This window comes from Bacteroides sp. MSSM.1001136sp1_RTP21357st2_D2_RTP21359_211015 (genome assembly GCF_040913205.1).
Classification (GTDB): Bacteria; Bacteroidota; Bacteroidia; order Bacteroidales; family Bacteroidaceae; genus Bacteroides; species Bacteroides ovatus.
The window spans coordinates 44,442-60,181 of record NZ_JBDFVF010000005.1; the positions used below are offsets into that span (position 1 = coordinate 44,442).

Annotated in this window: 16 protein-coding genes and 1 tRNA gene; 6 read left to right on the forward strand and 11 right to left on the reverse strand. The window is 38.1% G+C overall.

Translation table 11 applies throughout. The annotated features are described in order from the left end of the window. Window positions 1-114: 114 nt before the first annotated feature. Complete coding sequence (locus AB5217_RS05135) at window positions 115-3,036, reverse strand: TonB-dependent receptor (RefSeq protein ID WP_032845380.1); 2,922 nt, start codon at window positions 3,034-3,036, stop codon at window positions 115-117. Window positions 3,037-3,119: 83 nt separating this feature from the next. Further along, window positions 3,120-3,524 (reverse strand): hypothetical protein, encoded by a 405-nt coding sequence (locus tag AB5217_RS05140; protein WP_004305412.1) that lies wholly within the window; start codon window positions 3,522-3,524, stop codon window positions 3,120-3,122. Window positions 3,525-3,604: 80 nt separating this feature from the next. On the opposite strand from AB5217_RS05140, the gene aroB reads away from it, so the two are divergent. Continuing rightward, window positions 3,605-4,666, forward strand: coding sequence for a 3-dehydroquinate synthase (gene aroB, locus AB5217_RS05145; protein ID WP_004301156.1), 1,062 nt, complete (start codon window positions 3,605-3,607; stop codon window positions 4,664-4,666). A gap of 112 nt (window positions 4,667-4,778) precedes the next feature. On the opposite strand, the gene AB5217_RS05150 is transcribed toward aroB, so the two are convergent. The 5 genes from AB5217_RS05150 to AB5217_RS05170 form a co-directional block, all read right to left on the reverse strand. After that, the gene (locus tag AB5217_RS05150; protein ID WP_004301155.1) at window positions 4,779-5,648 is read right to left on the reverse strand and encodes a helix-turn-helix domain-containing protein; all 870 of its coding nucleotides are present in this window, start codon (window positions 5,646-5,648) and stop codon (window positions 4,779-4,781) included. A 681-nt stretch (window positions 5,649-6,329) separates the two neighbouring features. Next, the gene (locus AB5217_RS05155; RefSeq protein WP_008776761.1) at window positions 6,330-7,181 is read right to left on the reverse strand and encodes a 5' nucleotidase, NT5C type; all 852 of its coding nucleotides are present in this window, start codon (window positions 7,179-7,181) and stop codon (window positions 6,330-6,332) included. Between the two features lie 8 nt (window positions 7,182-7,189). Next, on the reverse strand, window positions 7,190-7,399 hold the full coding sequence (locus tag AB5217_RS05160; RefSeq protein WP_008776760.1) for a hypothetical protein: 210 nt from the start codon (window positions 7,397-7,399) through the stop codon (window positions 7,190-7,192). A 17-nt stretch (window positions 7,400-7,416) separates the two neighbouring features. Further along, on the reverse strand, window positions 7,417-7,623 hold the full coding sequence (locus AB5217_RS05165) for a hypothetical protein (protein ID WP_008776759.1): 207 nt from the start codon (window positions 7,621-7,623) through the stop codon (window positions 7,417-7,419). Window positions 7,624-7,640: 17 nt separating this feature from the next. Further along, window positions 7,641-7,847: a hypothetical protein gene (locus tag AB5217_RS05170; protein WP_032844404.1), complete on the reverse strand. Its 207-nt coding sequence runs from the start codon at window positions 7,845-7,847 to the stop codon at window positions 7,641-7,643. Window positions 7,848-8,056: 209 nt separating this feature from the next. Here AB5217_RS05170 and AB5217_RS05175 point away from each other — a divergent pair, with 209 nt between their 5' ends. From AB5217_RS05175 to AB5217_RS05185, 3 genes are read left to right on the forward strand one after another with little or no spacing between them, the layout of a single operon-like run. Then, entirely contained in the window at window positions 8,057-8,656 is a 600-nt protein-coding gene (locus tag AB5217_RS05175) for a hypothetical protein (RefSeq protein WP_032844398.1), read from the forward strand. Continuing rightward, window positions 8,653-9,447, forward strand: a complete 795-nt coding sequence (locus AB5217_RS05180) for a hypothetical protein (RefSeq protein ID WP_008776756.1) — start codon at window positions 8,653-8,655, stop codon at window positions 9,445-9,447. The genes AB5217_RS05175 and AB5217_RS05180 overlap by 4 nt, the downstream gene beginning before the upstream one ends. A gap of 27 nt (window positions 9,448-9,474) precedes the next feature. Next, window positions 9,475-9,741 carry a hypothetical protein gene (locus AB5217_RS05185; protein WP_032844397.1) on the forward strand — a complete coding sequence of 89 codons (267 nt, stop codon included), beginning with the start codon at window positions 9,475-9,477 and terminating at the stop codon, window positions 9,739-9,741. A 294-nt stretch (window positions 9,742-10,035) separates the two neighbouring features. On the opposite strand, the gene AB5217_RS05190 is transcribed toward AB5217_RS05185, so the two are convergent. The 4 genes from AB5217_RS05190 to AB5217_RS05205 all read right to left on the reverse strand — a co-directional run bounded on the left by AB5217_RS05190 (window position 10,036) and on the right by AB5217_RS05205 (window position 13,898). Further along, window positions 10,036-10,374 carry a hypothetical protein gene (locus tag AB5217_RS05190; RefSeq protein WP_070782707.1) on the reverse strand — a complete coding sequence of 113 codons (339 nt, stop codon included), beginning with the start codon at window positions 10,372-10,374 and terminating at the stop codon, window positions 10,036-10,038. Window positions 10,375-10,919: 545 nt separating this feature from the next. Further along, window positions 10,920-11,828 (reverse strand): phage/plasmid replication protein, encoded by a 909-nt coding sequence (locus AB5217_RS05195; RefSeq protein ID WP_032844396.1) that lies wholly within the window; start codon window positions 11,826-11,828, stop codon window positions 10,920-10,922. Continuing rightward, window positions 11,825-12,622, reverse strand: a complete 798-nt coding sequence (locus AB5217_RS05200; protein WP_032844395.1) for a helix-turn-helix domain-containing protein — start codon at window positions 12,620-12,622, stop codon at window positions 11,825-11,827. Before AB5217_RS05200 ends, AB5217_RS05195 begins: the two co-directional genes overlap by 4 nt. A 28-nt stretch (window positions 12,623-12,650) precedes the next feature. Beyond that, on the reverse strand, window positions 12,651-13,898 hold the full coding sequence (locus tag AB5217_RS05205) for a site-specific integrase (protein ID WP_008776750.1): 1,248 nt from the start codon (window positions 13,896-13,898) through the stop codon (window positions 12,651-12,653). Between the two features lie 456 nt (window positions 13,899-14,354). Between AB5217_RS05205 and AB5217_RS05210 the strand changes: the two genes are divergently transcribed. Continuing rightward, window positions 14,355-14,429, forward strand: a tRNA-Pro gene (locus tag AB5217_RS05210). A gap of 57 nt (window positions 14,430-14,486) precedes the next feature. Beyond that, window positions 14,487-15,707: an S-adenosylmethionine:tRNA ribosyltransferase-isomerase gene (locus tag AB5217_RS05215; RefSeq protein WP_032844393.1), complete on the forward strand. Its 1,221-nt coding sequence runs from the start codon at window positions 14,487-14,489 to the stop codon at window positions 15,705-15,707. Window positions 15,708-15,740 lie beyond the last annotated feature (33 nt).

A 15,740-nucleotide genomic window follows, 5' to 3' on the forward strand; every position in this document is an offset into this window, starting at 1 on the left:
GAATACTAAACAACAAATATAGAGTAAATTCTCGGATTAACAAAGAAATCCCGGCAACAACATTGAATCGTTGTGCCGGGACTTCCTGTTTTTATTTAAACCTATTACTCTGCTTTAGTGTGGTCTGCCACCTCCAAAGCCACCACGCGGGCCACGAGGTCCACCACCATCAAAACCGCCATGACGCATATTGCCACGAGCTTCTTTATTTCCAAAAACATTCAGACGATAAGAGAAACGAAGCATGCAGTAGCTATTAATTCCGTTATATTCAGAAACAGAACGCATATCGGCTGTTAACGAACGGCTGATATTAGATTGCTGCCGCAGAATATCATATACTTCAAAACTGATGGTTGCGGCATTGCCTTTCAGGAAGTTTTGGGCAATCTGTGCATTCCAAATAAGTTCATTCTTATTCATACTGGCATCACGATAACCACGACGAGCGTTATTAGTGATATTGGTAGACAACGTCATACTCCAAGGTAAAGAGATATTAGTACTTGCACCATAACCAAATGTATAGGGTTCTTGATTGTTTTCCGGACGCAGTTGATTTCGCTCAAAGTTATAGTTGATTGAACCATTCAAGGTAAATTCAAACCAGTCGTTACGGAAAGTTCCATTCAGATTCTCTCCGAAAGTCAGTGTCGTACTAGTGTTCTTGTCATTTATTTTAATATCGTCATTAAAAAGATAAGAAACTGCATTGGTATAATTAGCACGGGAAAAAGAATTTATGGTAAACCGCTTGTCTCTCAATGCTGTATTGAATCCAAACATTCCCATCGCATTCCAGTTTCCGTTGATATTCTCCGGTTTAACAGTCACTCCACCAGTACTCTGATTATAAGTAGTGGCATTAGTAATGCTATTTTGAGTCATATTCAAGTTTACATGAGCCATCATGCCACGCTGTTTATCTGCATTATAAGTATTATAAAACAAACGCATAGAATGAGAGAAAGAAGGTTTCAATCCCGGATTACCCTTACGGATATTCAACGGATTGGAGTCATCAGTTACATCAAGCAAATTTTCCATACTCGGCTGGCTTGCACGTCCCCGATAGGTAAAGCGCAACTGGCTGACTTTAGAAAATCTGTAACGAAAATCAACGTTAGGAGCAAAATTGAACACATTTCTTTTTACTACAGTATCTACTTCGGCTTTCTTATAATCCAATCTGGTGTTCTGCGGTTGCAAAGATACTCCAAAGTTCAATCTATATTTCTCGCGGATAATATTTAGTCCTGCATTAATATCATGGTTATAATATTTATATTGAGCATACTTACTCAAATCTCTATCTTTATTCTCTTCATATCCTACAGGCAGACCATCACCAAAATTCCAAAACCAATCCTGTCCTTTATCGGCATCAGGAATCAAGCTGTATGTACTTCTGTCACTTTCACTATATTTATATTGAAATTTATAGCGGAACTGTAAGAAGGTAGCTCTCGCAATCGGTTCGCTATAGGTCAGTTCGGCAGTATAATCATAATTTTTGGTTGGAGAAGTAGTATATTGTTTACGCTCATCATCTTCTTTTTTTGCATTATCATCAAAATAACGCGTCAATGATTCACTAAACTGTTCGCTGTCATTATCTCCATAACTAAATGTACCACGGAAAGTGATGTTTCGTCCCTGATTATTCAATCTACGATTCACTTGCAAAGAAGCATTTGCAGAGAGATTCTGCCCTTCAGATTTTGATTCACTATTACTGGCGTTGACACGAATAGCTTCTAAAGGATCATCCGTACTTCCCCAGAAAATCTTATTCAAAAACTCATTAGGATTAGACACCAAATTAAATGGATCTCCATTAAAAGTTCCCGATTCGGAAATAGAATAACTATTAGACTTTCCATAAGAAACGTTCGGGCGGAAAATGATATTTGTCAATGTGTCCGGTTTCCACTCCAACCGAAAGTCTGCATTAAAGTTCGTATTCTTATTGCGGCCTTTACTGTTCGAATTTGAATAAGAATTTCCATTTTGCAGGAAACGTTCCGAGTAGTTTGTAGATGTTGCATCCCGATCACTGAAATTATAACGGGCACTACCTCCCAGTTCCAATTTTTCAGTCTGGGTAGCAAAGTTAGCCCCTAACATCCTGGTAGCAGTCAAACCATTGCTGTTCCGGAAACGAGGTCCGCCACCTCCACCGGAGAATCCCTGATCGTTCACATTATTAGCAGAACCGATTAAAGAGAATTGGCTATTATCGACAAAACGATTCAACATCAAGTTGCTTCCGTAACGATCTTCTGTACCACCGGCAACACTTGCATTACCAAACCAACCTTGATTCATACCTTTCTTCACTTTCAGGTCAAGAACAGTTTCTTCTTCTCCGTCATCTATTCCGGTAACACGTGCCAAATCAGACTTTTTATCGTACGTCTTCAGTTTGTCGATCATGTTGACCGGTAAGTTCTTCAATCCGGTTTTCACATCACCGCCAAAGAACTCTTTACCATCCACCATAATCTTCTTTACTTCTTTACCATTGATTTTGACGTTACCGTCATCGTCTATTTCTGCTCCCGGAAGTTTCTTCACCAACTCTTCGAGCATCGCCCCTTCGGGAGTACGGTAAGCTGTTGAGTTATATTCCAGCGTATCTTCTTTCACGACCACCTGCGGAGCTTCGGCAGTAATCACCGCTTCCTTCAGCATGACAGCATCAGGGTCCAATGTAATGGTTCCCAATTTTTTATCAGTGGCGTTAGCAGATAATTGTACCGGTACGAGCTTGGTTCGGAATCCAATATAGGAAACTTTCAACACATATTTTCCGGCTTTTACTTTGGGGAGAGTAAACCATCCCTGGTTACTACTGGCTATACCGGCGGCATAAGCACTATCAGGTAATGATAGCAATTGAACTGTAGCCTGCGCTGCGGGCTCTTTAGTATCGGATTCCACCACACGTCCCGAAACGGTAATAACCTTATTCTGTGCAAAAATTGAGAAGGTGCATAGCAACATCAGCACCAACCCTGCTGAAAATCTTTTCATTTACCTTATTTACGATTATATTAGTAGCAATAACAATGTCTTTTTGACAAATCGAATCGCAAAAGGTTTAATTGAAAAGAAAATTATCTTTTAAAGAATCGATCAACAAGCGCTTTTTTCAGACCAAACTCCAGACAAAGCACATTAAAAACCAGAAAAGTAAGGAAAGAGGAAGTATCGACGTTTATCACATCTCCTTGCATAACACGCCACAACATACCACCAAAGACGAACAAGAATGTCAAAAAGATGGCATTACGAACAGCCGAATTCCGGATTTGCTCCGTTTCACGGCTTTCATTCTTACTCAATGCAAAGATTATCAACAAGCATCCTGCCATCATCAACAACTTTGTACATTCTTTATAAAACAGCAAATTAGTATCAGTTACTACTCCCTGCATCACCAAAATAAAAGGGATAAACAGAGCTACCAACAAGACAACATATCCTAAAGGACGACAATATACAGGTAATAATGCTTTCATGATTAAACGTTTTAATGAGACAAAAGTAAGTAAAAAAAGATATTTTATATACATTTGCAGAGTAAAAAAGCAAAAGAATCATGAGTAAACAAGAAGTTATTCTCTGCGAAAGCTTGGAAACGAGCCTCGGTCGTGCCATTGAGCTATGTCCGCATGACAAATTATTCGTCCTTACAGACGAGCATACCCAGCGTCTTTGTCTCCCCTCTCTAAAGGAATCGGGTCTGTTGAAAGATGCTGTAGAAATCTGTATCGGAGCAGAAGATGTGCATAAAACTCTGGAAACACTCGCTTCCGTCTGGATGGCATTAAGCACTCAAGGGGCTACCCGCCACTCTTTACTTATCAATCTTGGAGGAGGGATGGTGACAGATCTCGGAGGTTTTGCCGCAGCTACATTCAAACGGGGCATTTCCTATATCAATATACCAACCACCCTGCTCGCCATGGTGGACGCATCAGTGGGGGGTAAAACAGGAATCAACTTCAACGGACTGAAAAATGAAATCGGTGCTTTCGCTCCGGCAAACAGTGTATTGATTGAAACTGAATTCCTACGCACATTGGACACACACAATTTCTTCTCCGGATATGCTGAAATGTTGAAGCATGGTTTGATTAGCAATACGGCACATTGGGCAGAATTGCTCAATTTCGATTCCTCTAGTATTGATTATGCAGCTCTCAAACAATTGGTAGGCCAATCGGTACAAGTGAAAGAAGATATTGTAGAACAGGATCCCTTCGAACATGGAATCCGCAAAGCATTAAATCTGGGACACACCGTAGGACATGCGTTCGAAAGTATGGCACTGGCAGAAAACCGTCCTGTATTACATGGATATGCAGTAGCTTGGGGAATTGTGTGCGAACTGTATCTTTCTCATCTCAAAGTAGGTTTCCCGAAAGAGAAAATGCGGCAAACGATCCAGTTTATCAAGGATAATTATGGCATATTTACTTTCGACTGCAAAAAATATGACCAACTGTATGCATTTATGACGCATGATAAAAAGAATACTTCAGGCACTATCAATTTCACATTACTAAAAGATATTGGAGACATTTGCATCAATCAGACTGCCGATAAGGACACTATCTTCGAAATGCTCGACTTCTATCGCGAATGTATGGGAATTTAACCCATCCTACATCAGATATACCGCATAATAAAAGGGAATGAAATAGACTTCATTCCCTTTCTCTTCCCAATCCCTATAGATATTATTGCCTATTGTGAGGCAATTGTCCGCACTATTGTTCTAAGTTACTCATTCGATATTGTGAAAGCGACATTCCTGTATGCTTTCTAAAAAAACGTCCAAGCGACGATTGATTCGCAAAGTTCGTTTTAATCGCTATTTCCTGAATGTTCAGGCTGGTATTTTTCAGCAAAGCCTTGATTTCTAATATGATGTATTCAACAATCCAGTCTTTGGCAGACTTCCCGCTTGTCTCCTTAATTACCATAGTCAGGTATTTGGAAGTAATACACAGTTTATCCGCATAAAAAGCCACATCCTTATTCTCCTTAAAATGCTTCATGATAAGCCCAAAGAATTTATTAGCCAACTCTTCTTTACGGGTATCCCTGCGGGCAGTCATCAAGGTAGATTCCTTTTGATAAGCATTGAACAGTTCCAGATACAGATACCTCAACAAATGAATAATCAGCTCCCGCCTATATATATCTTGAGAAGTAACTTTATCTTTTATCATACCCAGATAATTATATATCCGGGGAATATCTCGTTCTGACTGCGGATACCAGTAATGAGTCCGCATGTAGAAAAAGAAATGCGGAGAAAATCTGGGCACACCACTTAACGCATCACTAAACAGTGAAGTAGATATAACCATCGTAACGGTCGAGAAATCTTCACTTGGCTCACTAAATGAGACAAATTGTCCGGGTAATAATATAATCAATTCCTCCGGTTGTATCCAATGTACATCTTCATGCACTGTAATTTTGGCCTTTCCACCTAAACAATATATAATCAAAGCTGATTGATTATTAGAAGGATAAGAAGTCAAAGGAAGATACTTCAGATTTTGATAAAATTTAAAATCGTCACCCAGGACGTATATCTCTAATGTCTCTCTATTTTTAATGTCTAACATTTAACACCTTTCTAAACTAAGTCTTTTTACAAATGTATAACTTCCTAATTTACCACGCACCAAAAATGGAAATATAGTATCATACTAAGGAAGTCAAACACCTTTTATTTGCATTAATTTATAAACAAACTATCTGATTGTTAGTTCATTTATCATTTTCCTATTTCGTTTTATTATAGACTGACCTGTTTTTTATAGTGTTTTTAGGACAGGAAAAGGATTAATGCTTTCAAATGAAAAATAAGCAGATTGTTTTCTAATTCAAGCAAAATTAAAGAAATGTACTTTTATATCACATAAGAGGCAATCAAAAAAACTACTAACTCATTGAAATAAAGATTTGTATGTTCACAAGAAAGACTAATAATCAGAATAATAGCTATAAATCGGCACAATTCATACTAGAAAAATCAACGGATTATTTGCTAATTAAAAATTAATCTGTACTTTTGCATCCGCAATTCGGGGTGTAGCTCAGCCCGGTTAGAGTACGCGTCTGGGGGGGCGTGAAAAGAGTAAAAGATTTTCATTTTACAATCACATATAAAACAAGGAATTAGATAGTTATCTAGTTCCTTTATTTTTTAGCTCGATTACTCATTCATTACCTCTTTCGGGAAACTTAATCCAAACTAAAGCAAATTGCAGTGCAAAACACCTTTTGCGTTCTTCGTGTTTTTATCACAATAAATACCTTACCACAGACTCCCAATTTGGAAACCGTTCAGAACCGAACAATATAAGCTCACCTTTAAAATCGGCAGCACCATTCTTTTTCCTGTCATCTATTAAATAATCCCCTGCATTCAAGTTTTTGTGGTGCGACAAGATCAAACGTTTATAGCATACTTCACCCAAATAACGCTTCCCCCATTCTAACTTGTCAGACCATGCACTTGGGTTATCCCATGGAGCTGTTGATAAAATGTAAATGTCGTATTTGTCTTTTAAACGATTCATGGCATCTATTGCCCCTTCATTGGGTTGCATTTTTGCAAATATATTAGGGACTTCATCATAACACCCCGCATATCGGCTTTTTAAGTCCTCATCTAAGGCGTCTATGCCCGATTGGAAGTTTACCAATACATTATCCATATCTACATATAAAACTTTCTTATTTGAGCACCGTTCGAGGTACTCCAACGCTTCTTTATATGTTTCCAACTTCCAATGTGCCTTACCATTCAAACGGGTTACATCCATATTATCTTTTAGGTCTTGTATTTTAACCTTTGTAGCCAAACGATTAGTAGAGACACGTTCAATAAACGCTTTATAATCTTCACCCTCTTCTTTAGTCAGACATTTTAAAGCCTCCAGTAACCTGTCATCAACCCCTTCCGCTTTTAAATCCTCAAATGTTATGGAAGTATCTTCTACAACATCATGCAACAATGCTACTATCTTTTCATCCTCTGTTTGACAGTGTAAAGCAACTCTGACTGGATGCAATATATACGGACTGCCACCTTTGTCTAACTGTCCAATATGAGCCTTATAGGCAATCTCCAATGCTTTATTTTGATTCATAAGACAATTTAATCTACAGGTTGTCCATCACGTAACCATTCGTTCTTCAAACGGGTAATTTCCAAGTCTGCGTCATCAGCATCGTTTGGTACATCGTAGCCAAACTTCTTGCGTTCCTCTGGGGAAGCGGCTTGGTACATGCGCTTAAACTTCTTATCACCCTCGTAAATTACAAATTCGTAGGACTTTTCAATGTTGTTTTCTTCTTTCTTTGCCATATTGTAATTTCTATAGATTAATCTACGGGGTTACCGTCACGCAACCATTCATTCGCCAAACGGTTAATCTCCAATTCCTCTGCATCTGCATCGTTTAGTAAGTCAAAACCCATTGTTTTCCGCTTTTCCGGTGATGCGGCTTGGTACATCCGTTTAAACTCCTTGTCGCTTTCGCCAGGAATAAACGTGTAAGCCTTTTCAATGTTGTTGTCTTTCTTTGCCATAGTGTAATTTCTTTAGATTAATCTACTGGTTTACCATCACGCAACCATTCGTTCGCCATTTCCGTAATTATTATATCTTCCATATCAGCGTGATGTGGCACATCATATCCCATCTTTTCCTGTTCCTCGGGGGAAGCCGCTTGATATCTACGCTTGAACGCCTTGTCCCTTTCTGTAATTTCCAACGTGTAGGACTTTTCAATGTTGTTGTCATTCGTTGCCATAATAATATAATTGCATTGATTATACATAAACTTACTAAACTAAATACCCCCATTATCCTTCATATCTACACAGATGAAGCATCAACACAAACTAATTACGACAAATATAATTAAAAATATCCCATTTATATCGTTCTTTAAGATAATATTTGATATATTCGTCGGAAATAAAAGCTAAATATCAATATTTACTCTTAACACCGACAAATATGAAAACTACAGATTACAAACTGTACAGTTATAAAATGAAGCATGACAACCGTTTTGCTCCAAACCCTTTATTTGGAGTACTGACACTTGCAACATGTAAGCCTGCAATGCGTCGCAACACCAAAATAGGAAACTGGATTGCGGGATGGACTTCAAAACAACTAAAGGACAGTCCGACCGAAGTTGGAAAAGAAAAACTTGTCTATTTAGCAAAAGTGACACAAAAACTTTCTTTTGCTGAATACTGGGAAAAGTATGAACAAAAACGCCCTGCAAAAACAGAAGATACTAAAGTTATACAACGTTATGGAGACAACATATATAAACCAAACCCGACTAACCCTAAAGAATTTATACAGATAGAAAATAATTTCCATGGAAAAGACAAAATGGACAAGGATTTGAGAGGGGAATATGTTCTTATCTGTGAAGAATTTTATTATTTCAGTCGTTTGTCCCCGTTGGATATCCCTGTTGAGTTACGTCCCAACATTCCTAAAGTGCAAACAAGCTATGGAGTAATAACAAAGGATGCCGCAGAATTTATAAACTACGTCAAACAACATGTTGAACTATGCAAATACACTGACGCCAAATGAGAGTTATATTAAGTAGAAAGGGATTTGATTCCCAATATGGTGGAATGCCTAGTCCAATATTGCCGGACGGGACATTACTGTCATTGCCGATACCCTCAAAAACAGATATGGAAACAAAGTATAGAGATTTATACTATGGCAATAGTTCATATTACGATATCATCCATACTTTAAGCCCCAACAACAAAATAAAAGAAGAATATAACTGCCATTTAGACCCCGATATCAGAGGAGCAATAAAGGATAGACCAACAGGGTGGAAGCCTACATTCGGACAGGAAAAGACCGCATTACGACACCTGCAAAAACAGGGGGTGGGAATCGGAGACTTGTTTTTATTCTTTGGTTGGTTCAAACAAACGGAGTATATTGCCGGACAATTACGTTATAAAAAAGACGCTCTGGATTGGCATGTTATATACGGCTATCTTCAAATAGGAGAAATCATTGACACTCCTACCAATATCCCCGCATGGTTAAACGGACACCCACATGCAAAAATGGAAAGGTGGAACAGTCCAAATGTCATTTATACGGCTTCTTCCAAACTTTCATTTTTACCTCAACTACCCGGAGCCGGATGTTTGCAATTTTCAAACGGGCTTGTACTTACTAAGGAAAAATGCAGCAGGAGAGTATGGAATTTACCCGATTTTTTCCGGCAAATTCCAATAAGTTATAACGCAAATTCCTGGAAAGAGGACTGTTTTATTTCCGCAGCCAAAGGGCAAGAATTTGTTTTTGAAGCAAACGACAACGCTTTGGAATGGATAAAAGACATAGTCCAGTAATAAAAACATTTATACCCAACAACAATTATGGACAAGAATGCAGAAGAAGTAACTCGGGCAATAGCCATAAAGCTCCTAGGAGGAATAGAAGGATTTAAATTGACTAAGTTGGAAAACTACAAAGACTATATAGTCTATTTTGCTTTTCCAGATGGTGTGACAGGTGAAATAAATGTCGGACGTCCTATTTATGTACTGATTGATGAATTGGGTAAAGCCCGATACGCCACGTACGAAGAAAATCATGAAATATTGATGCGTTCGAATCCTGACGAAGAAGACGACGAGGACTGACAGAGCAATGCGTCACTAGACATTTAGAAGGAGGCTTCGATGAGGCTTCCTATGTCCTTTTTATCACTTTTGCTATTGAGACCTCACAATTAGCTTCAGCACAGACTCAAACACAAAAGTTCGTATTAAAGCGTTTTAGCCATTTTATTCCCTTACCGAGTAAATTATCCCTTTGAAGAATGAAAATGGCAATACGCTTCCAATAGAGATGTTATATATAAGATTTGACCTGAATAATAAATATAAAAAGCAGATTACAAACTAGGATGTCAACTTACATAGGTGGTAATTCTACTAGTCCTCTTTCCCATCCAGAAGTGTATTTCGTCCATTACACAAGCCGGGTAATTCTATATACTCCACGTCCTCGTCCTCGCCGTCTTCCAATTCAGGGTCATTACGATGCCAAATTTCATGCCTTTCTTCAGATGTAGCGAATCGGGCTTTACCCAATTCATCAATCAGTACATAAATAGGAAGTCCGTAATTTGTATTCCCGTTCGCCTTTTTATAAGCTGCAAAATAGACTACATAGTTTTTGTAGTTTTCCTCTTTAATCAATTCAAAATCTTCTATTCCATCTAGGAACTTCGTGGCTATCGCCCGAGTTACCTCTTCTGTCATTTTACTCATATTGCATTGCGTAATTAGTGATAATATCTAATCTATTTAAAAGTGGATTGTAAATTGGGGCGTCCAGTCTACATTAGCAGGTCTAATATTAGCTTACTAATATCTTCGCTCATTTCCCCATCCCTCCTTGTGCAAAACTACCATCTTTTGACAATGCAAATATAACAAATCCATGGACAAAAGCAAGGATTTCTAGCCATTACAGAGCTACATTACTACAAGATATCTTCACATAGAGTAGATTCTTCCAAATCCATAAAACGAATTAAGAACGAACCCTATATAGTCCATCGATACCCCAACAACAACCTCATCACATACTTCAATCACAGAGGCTCGTTTTAAGGCAGTTTTAGCCATTTTATTCCCATACTGAGTAAATTATACCTTTTAAAGACAAAAGTGGCAACACGCTTCCAATAGAGGAGTTATATATAAGATTTGACCTGAACAATAAACAAAAGGGGGAAAGACAAACGTGCATAACGTTTGGATTTTAGTCTTTTGGTTAGTGTCAGGTCAAATCTTATCAGTTTATCAGTTTATTAGTCAATTAATTCACAAACAGCATCAAATATCTTCTCTTTCAGTTCTTCCGTCGATTCATCAAGTACATATCTCTCTTTCAGCAACTTCATAATCTCCCTCTTCATACGTCTAGCCCTCTTATCTCCTTTTTCACTACAATTATCTATCAATTTCATCAAATCCGTCCCATCCCGATACTGTTTTAAAATAGCCCACTTCCCAAGTCCTGCCATAGTCATATCAAAATTGAACTCCAAATTACCAATCTTCACTATATCGTTATAAATAAAAAACGATTTAGCTACCAACTCGCAATAAACGTCAATCGAGCCATTACATACTTCCCACACCTTTATATCACGCCCGAAATAATTTTTAAGACGATCTCTCCTATACCTAATTTCATATCGTAGGATATTCTTATTTAAAAGTTCTTCCGTTAAATGACAATCGTTATGCTTTTTGGCTTCCGCTATCTTATCATAGAAACATAGTTTACACCACCCTTGCTCATAATATAAACTTCCTCTTCGTATATTCCTATCAAACTTTGCTAAATTACCTAGGGAAGAAAAATAAGAACAAGGAGGATTAACTACTTCCACATCAGTAGCTATATCAATACGACCTATAACAGCTTGCTTTAATGGTAAACCAAATACTGCACTCAACTTATCAATAGCTAACCCCAGTTCTATATGTGATAGAGGCTTTAAATTAGTACCATAGTAGTATTTAGGGAAGCTACCCTCAATACGGACAAAGGTTGGTTCGATATAAACACAAAGATTTTTGTATTTACCAACGACACGAAACTCATTACTTTTTTTGAGGTCGATATTAATTTTAGCACCTATTTCAGACATTAGATTTATATACCCATCAACTATTGACGGAGTATATATTAGAGCAAGTGTATCGATCATTTTTTTAACTTATTTGGGTTATTATAGAAATTGGTAGAACGAGCCGCCAACCGTTCGTTCATTTCATTCACATACTCTTCATTAGTTTCCTGTCGGTGAGCCATCCGCCACTCATAAACCTCATCACGCTTAAAAGACAACTTACGTCCATTACCCTTGCTCCGGTAAAAGGGAATTTCATGGGCACTAGTAAGTTTATAAAGTTTATGTATGGACACTCCTAAAAATTCACTGCAAAGCATAACATCCAATACTTCCGGATAATCATTCAGCTTTTTAAGCACTCTTACGACGCTCTGTTTATCGATTATTGGTTTAACGGAAGCTACTTCAAGCCTGCCTATAATAACATCCTTAAACGACCTTATTTGAGCCAACATCATATTTTCCCAATCCGTCTTTAAGTATCGGACATCATTATTGTCCAACGCCTTCTCCATCGCATCATGATGATAGTCATTTATAAAACCCTTACTGGATATAGCAGCATATAAAGTTTCGGCTGTTAGCAGTCTCTTTCCCTCTTTCCGCCACAATTCCTCTTCAAAATACAATTCGTCCACTTCGTCCATACTACATTTGCCCTCTTCCCATTCTTTTATTTTATCCTCATAACGGGAAATTAAGGAAAGGCTTTTCCAGTTGACAATAGCCTCATCAACAGTTTCCAGCACCTGTTCCAGTTCTTTTTTATCACCATGTGTCAGACTTTCAAGATAAAACCCAAAATCCGTTTCACACCATTCATCCGCTCCCCCTCGGAGCAACTTGTTTATCAAGTCGCCCAGAGGCATAATACAATCATTTTTTATTGTTTTTTAATTATAATAAATTTACTGTTCTGTCTAATATGGTAGTATCAAAACTTGCGAGGTATGTAGCCGTTGTGTCAATATTGGCATGACCCATTACTTGGCTGATAACCTCACGTGGAACATTCTTTCCCTGTAACTGCATTGCCATTGTATGACGGGCAACATAAGTGGTCAGTTTTATTCCAATATTTAATTTTTCACCAAGTTTCTTCATGTTGTTATTAATCCTTTTGTATCTCGTACGTCTATGTTCGTACCATAATTCCTCTTCACCATAATCTTTGGTTATCAAAGGAAGAAGATAGTCCCCCATTAGAGGAGTGTTCGATTTAAACCAATCCAACAGTTCTTTTATAGGTTCATTTATCTTTATTATTATGGGCTTCATTTCTTTGGCATTCTGCGTTTTGTGCCTTTTGTATACAATATGTTCACCCGTCGCCAATACTTTAATATTAGCGGAAGTCAATTTCGCCATGTCCACCATACTCATTCCAAAACAATAGTAGGAAAACAGAAAGAGTCTGCGGGCACGCTCCAAAACAAAATCCTCCTGGGGTGATTCTTTGATAAGTTCCAGTTCTTGCGGAAGCAAATATCTTTTTTCCGTTACCTCTGACAGTTTACCCAGTTCAAAACCACCTTTCCCAAACGGATAGGTATCCAAAGAGCATTTCTTTTCCTTTATAGCCTTATTTAGTATCACACTTAAAGGTTTCAAATAAATCCTTCGGGTATTGCCACAACACCCCCGTTTTTCCAATGCCGCATTAAAAGCACTGACATACTTAAAGTCTATTTCTGCACATGTCCGTTCTTTAATTTTCTTATCATACTTTTCCAGCATCCTAAGAGTACCCTCAAACCTTTTGGCATTTCCTATATGATTGGTACTTTTCAGGAGCTCTATATGTTCAATTATAATATCATATAATTTATTTTCCCTATTTTTACAACAGAACGTTTCTTCAAATTGAATTAATGACCAATTTTGCTGTTTTTCCGCAAACATCAACAAAATTTTCCCCGCACGCTCCTCGCAGGAGTTCAGAAACAAATTATCCCTCTCATAATTGGGACATACACGCTTATCTTTCTTAAAACGGTCGGCATCGTCATTCCACTGCACCCCTTGCGCTGATAGCCCCAAACTGATATATTTCCGTTTTCCATCCTTAGAAATACGCAAACACACAGGGTAACTTCCGTCTCTCTTTTGGTTGCTCTTATAGAGCATAATTTTCATATTTTTCATATTCTATTTTTATTTAGTTATGTAGTATATACGCACATTGCAAAAGTGAACTCGTGCATTTTTGACGATTTTCGACGACTAAATTTACATTTTTCGCACCACCCCACAATGAAAAGTAATCATATTTCTTATATTAAGAAAGTTTAACTATTAATTACCAAGACATACAGCACTACTTCATCGATTACATAATCATTACTTATTCATTACACGTTTTATCCAAATTACTACAACCAAAAGCAAATTATAGAGGTAAATAAATACTAATAGAAATTATAAGGGTGGGGAAACACTCTCTCTTCCAGCCCCATTATCGGAATAATAAAGCACAAATAATCATACACGCACTTCACTATAAATCAAACGATTAGTAAAACAATCCATTTAATAAGGAAACAAATTTCACACTATTTATTTGCTAATTAAAAATTAATCTGTACTTTTGCATCCGCAATTCGGGGTGTAGCTCAGCCCGGTTAGAGTACGCGTCTGGGGGGCGTGTGGTCGCTGGTTCGAATCCAGTCACCCCGACTGGTTAAAGAGGTTAGAAACCGAATGGGTTCTAACCTCTTTTTATTTTAGAAAACAATGAAAGAAGATCCTAGACATATCCATATCAGTGAATACAGTTATCCTCTTTTGGATGAACGTATTGCTAAATTCCCGTTGCCTACCCGCGACCAGTCCAAACTCTTAATATACCGTCGTGGAGAAGTTAGTGAAGATGTTTTCACGTCTTTGCCGGAATATCTGCCGCAAGGCAGCCTGATGATATTCAATAATACAAAAGTCATTCAGGCACGCCTCCATTTTCGAAAAGAGACGGGAGCACTGATCGAAGTGTTTTGTCTTGAACCGATTCAGCCAAACGATTATGTCTTGAATTTCCAACAGACAGTACATGCCGCCTGGCTTTGCATGATCGGCAATCTGAAGAAATGGAAAGACGGACAGTTGAAACGCGAAATGACCGTCAAAGGATTCCCTATTACCCTGACCGCTACCCGAGGAAAATGTAAAGGAACCAGCCATTGGGTAGATTTTGCATGGGATAATCCAGAAGTGACGTTTGCCGATATCCTTGAAGTATTCGGAGAACTTCCTATTCCTCCTTACTTAAACCGGGATACGGAAGAAAGTGACAAGGAGACTTATCAGACTGTTTATTCTAAGATTAAAGGTTCGGTAGCTGCGCCTACGGCGGGATTACATTTTACTCCACGAGTATTGGATGCACTTCAAGAGAAAGGGATTGATCTTGAAGAATTAACTCTACATGTAGGAGCAGGCACATTCAAACCTGTAAAAAGTGAAGAAATCGAAGGTCACGAGATGCACACGGAATATATATCGGTCAATCGGAGTACCATCAAAAAACTGATTGACCACGACGGTTGTGCTATTGCAGTAGGGACTACTTCTGTACGGACTCTGGAAAGCCTGTATCACATTGGAGTTACATTGGCTGAAAATCCGTATGCTACGGAAGAAGAACTACGTGTCAAACAATGGCAGCCTTATGAAAAGTACGACCAGATTCCTCCCGTTGTTGCGCTGCAAAAGATATTAGGATATCTCGACAGGAATGGTTTGGAAACCCTTCACACCAGTACACAGATTATCATAGCACCGGGATACAATTATAAAATAGTGAAAGCGATGGTTACTAATTTCCATCAGCCGCAAAGTACCTTGCTGCTTTTGGTTTCAGCTTTTGTAAAAGGGAATTGGCGCACTATTTATGATTATGCACTGGCGCATGATTTCCGGTTCCTAAGTTATGGAGATTCTTCTTTATTAATACCATAAGATATTCTCCTCTCCGAAAGATTTTACGCAATA

What these genes read in the sequence shown, in the direction of transcription:
- AB5217_RS05135 (WP_032845380.1), bottom strand. Translation starts at nt 3,036, where the DNA reads ATGAAAAGATTTTCAGCAGGGTTGGTGCTGATGTTGCTATGCACCTTC.
- AB5217_RS05140 (WP_004305412.1), bottom strand. Translation starts at nt 3,524, where the DNA reads ATGAAAGCATTATTACCTGTATATTGTCGTCCTTTAGGATATGTTGTC.
- aroB (WP_004301156.1), top strand. Translation starts at nt 3,605, where the DNA reads ATGAGTAAACAAGAAGTTATTCTCTGCGAAAGCTTGGAAACGAGCCTC.
- AB5217_RS05150 (WP_004301155.1), bottom strand. Translation starts at nt 5,648, where the DNA reads ATGTTAGACATTAAAAATAGAGAGACATTAGAGATATACGTCCTGGGT.
- AB5217_RS05155 (WP_008776761.1), bottom strand. Translation starts at nt 7,181, where the DNA reads ATGAATCAAAATAAAGCATTGGAGATTGCCTATAAGGCTCATATTGGA.
- AB5217_RS05160 (WP_008776760.1), bottom strand. Translation starts at nt 7,399, where the DNA reads ATGGCAAAGAAAGAAGAAAACAACATTGAAAAGTCCTACGAATTTGTA.
- AB5217_RS05165 (WP_008776759.1), bottom strand. Translation starts at nt 7,623, where the DNA reads ATGGCAAAGAAAGACAACAACATTGAAAAGGCTTACACGTTTATTCCT.
- AB5217_RS05170 (WP_032844404.1), bottom strand. Translation starts at nt 7,847, where the DNA reads ATGGCAACGAATGACAACAACATTGAAAAGTCCTACACGTTGGAAATT.
- AB5217_RS05175 (WP_032844398.1), top strand. Translation starts at nt 8,057, where the DNA reads ATGAAAACTACAGATTACAAACTGTACAGTTATAAAATGAAGCATGAC.
- AB5217_RS05180 (WP_008776756.1), top strand. Translation starts at nt 8,653, where the DNA reads ATGAGAGTTATATTAAGTAGAAAGGGATTTGATTCCCAATATGGTGGA.
- AB5217_RS05185 (WP_032844397.1), top strand. Translation starts at nt 9,475, where the DNA reads ATGGACAAGAATGCAGAAGAAGTAACTCGGGCAATAGCCATAAAGCTC.
- AB5217_RS05190 (WP_070782707.1), bottom strand. Translation starts at nt 10,374, where the DNA reads ATGAGTAAAATGACAGAAGAGGTAACTCGGGCGATAGCCACGAAGTTC.
- AB5217_RS05195 (WP_032844396.1), bottom strand. Translation starts at nt 11,828, where the DNA reads ATGATCGATACACTTGCTCTAATATATACTCCGTCAATAGTTGATGGG.
- AB5217_RS05200 (WP_032844395.1), bottom strand. Translation starts at nt 12,622, where the DNA reads ATGCCTCTGGGCGACTTGATAAACAAGTTGCTCCGAGGGGGAGCGGAT.
- AB5217_RS05205 (WP_008776750.1), bottom strand. Translation starts at nt 13,898, where the DNA reads ATGAAAAATATGAAAATTATGCTCTATAAGAGCAACCAAAAGAGAGAC.
- AB5217_RS05215 (WP_032844393.1), top strand. Translation starts at nt 14,487, where the DNA reads ATGAAAGAAGATCCTAGACATATCCATATCAGTGAATACAGTTATCCT.